This is a genomic window from Streptomyces sp. NPDC058964 (assembly GCF_042741275.1).
Classification (GTDB): domain Bacteria; phylum Actinomycetota; class Actinomycetes; order Streptomycetales; family Streptomycetaceae; genus Streptomyces.
Map to the genome: position 1 here is coordinate 1 of NZ_JBHYKH010000978.1, position 1350 is coordinate 1350.

The 1350-nt window shown below is 61.7% G+C and carries 1 protein-coding gene; it reads right to left on the bottom strand.

The window, feature by feature from the left end; genetic code table 11:
* Positions 1-1096 (bottom strand): GAF domain-containing protein (locus ACFW2E_RS46975; RefSeq protein WP_384478323.1); only part of this gene is annotated, 1096 nt, incomplete at its 3' end.
* Between the last annotated feature and the right edge of the window lie 254 nt (positions 1097-1350).

Genomic DNA, 1350 nt, shown 5'->3' on the forward strand with positions numbered 1-1350 from the left:
GCATGAGACCAGCCAAGGCGATTTCCTCGTCCGTCGGGAACCTACGCCACTGCACTGGGAACTCAAGGACACAGCAGCCGATGCACCTGCCGTTGGCAATGAGGGGCATGTAGGCCCGCGGACGCTGGCCTACGCCGGCATCAGAATCCATGCGGGTGTCACCCAGTCGTGGAAGCTGCGCCTCAACGAGCGTTACCGTGTCAGTCTCAGGGGTGGAACGCGACAAAGGCGTGCTATCCAAACGGGCAATTTCATCACGAGAGAAACCAGAGGATCCGACTACATGTAGGCGACCTTCTCGGGCGCGGCATAGCATCAGCGCGCTGGCACCGAAAGGCGCCATTATATGGGTTTGTGCGGCGGTTAGGACGTCACGGATCTGTACGGCAGCGGCCAATTGAGTGGACAGGCGCTTGAGTTGATACAGGAAAGCGGATCCGGTCACGCCCCAGCCAAGCTGATCGGCGGGTAGTGCTGAGACAGTGGTGGTCAGCTCCGCCGGAATCGGGGGAACAAAAATCGGTATAGATGGAGCCCGTATCGACGTTTCTGTGCTGGCGAGGCTCAGTAGTTGGTCTGATAGTTCCTGAGCTGCACTCCGGAGAATGTTCAGCTCGTTTGCGGCTATGGGGGTTTCGGGGGCCCGGGTGCGTGACCAGTGAATGCTCAGGCAGCCGAACGTTCGCCCGCCAGCGATTAGTGGAACGGAGGCTACTGCGAGGGGAAACGGATTGTGCAGGAAAAACGCTGGAACTTGACGGGTCAGTTCCCGAAGTTCTGCGGCCTCGACCACAACAAGGTCACCGGTTCGGTACGCTCGCACGGTCGGCAGCCGCATGTCCTCAAGATCCAGCTCCGAGGGAATCGTGAAGCCGCAGGGAGTGTCCACTGCCAGCGCCACTCCCAAGGCGGGCCGGCCTGCCAGAGGTAGATAGGCGGCGTAAGTAAGAGCGCCCAGCTGGCCCTCAAGATCCAGCAGCGTCGAAGCAATGGAAAAATCCCAGGCTGTCCGAGGGCGCCCTGGCTGTCCAGAGGCTGCCGTGGCTGCCTGCGTCCCGCTGCTCACGCCACTTCCCATCTCGGTGCGTACCGGCACATGCTGTGCTCCATCCACGCTAGCCCCATTCTTCGCATACCGCCCCCGTCTCGCAAGAGGCGGCTCGCGAGAGGCGGCGATCGGCGGGTGCGCGGGGCACCTCGACGATGCGACTTCGCAGCCATCCTGCGCCGTTTGCAGTCACTCACCGGACCGCTCGGACCGCTGATTGGACCGATGTAATTGCTGCCCACGAATGTCTCGCCCAAAGTGAACAGGGATTTAGCTGGCCGAAGGAGTGAGTGGTGGAGCCG